Source organism: Oleiphilus sp. HI0066 (genome assembly GCF_001635725.1).
Window position 1 is genome coordinate 1 of record NZ_LWFH01001762.1, and the last position, 889, is coordinate 889.

The 889-nt window shown below is 40.8% G+C and carries 1 protein-coding gene; it reads left to right on the forward strand.

From position 1 onward, the window contains the following. Window positions 1-102: 102 nt before the first annotated feature. A complete protein-coding gene (locus A3738_RS27335) occupies window positions 103-723 on the forward strand; it encodes a hypothetical protein (protein ID WP_156493610.1) in 621 nt (206 codons plus the stop codon). Window positions 724-889 lie beyond the last annotated feature (166 nt).

Sequence of the window (889 nt, forward strand, 5' to 3'; positions counted from 1 at the left end):
CTCAAAAATATCACGCATAACTACTGCCCGTGATTATTCTTCAAGCTATACTGCTTACTACAAACCTCAAAGCCAATGTTTGATGAAATGGAAGCCATACCTATGCGTACTTATATCTTTATTATCTCTTTACTGTTCTCAATGACGGGCGCAGCGTCAAACATTAATTTTCTATCCAGCACTGAGATTGGCTCTCTCAATGACGAAGAGCAAGACTCTTTGAAAGCATTCGTTGTGAACGGCCTTAACAACTACAAACAATTAGAAAAAGCAGAATGGAAAAGCAAAAAAGGTTCTAGAGCTCTATTCAAGATTATTGCGGACTACAAACAAGGTGACACATCCTGTCGTCGCGTCAAATTTGCCGTAAAATCTGCAAAACATAGTCGCTTCCAAACAATGCTTTGGACCTTATGTCAGAATGGAAATCGCTGGCAACTTTCTAAAGCTCCATTAGCTGAGCTATCAACATCACAACGCAGTGCGATTGCTAACGACATATTCGATACGCTAGATAACAAAGCAGACGGGGAGCCAGCGAACTTTCATTATTCTGACGCATCGCTTGATCTTGTCGCAGTTCCTTTCGACTCACCCTCTGATCAAAATACAAGGTGTCGCGTATTATCACTTTCTATCTTGGATGATAAAAGCGCAATGCTGAGCGGAAAATATCGGTTTTGCAATGAAGGTGACGCAACATGGAAATATGTAGGCGATTAAAACGCCCTTAAATCTGATCGAGATTTAAATACGCCATGCAATAGTGAAGGTTCCGAATCTCGTTAGATTCTCAAGAGCCTCATTATCTCTACTATTGGCAATTATATTTGAATCGGAAAACGCCATCGTAAATGCCCAATTCTGATACTCCAAAGTAAGCCCAGCC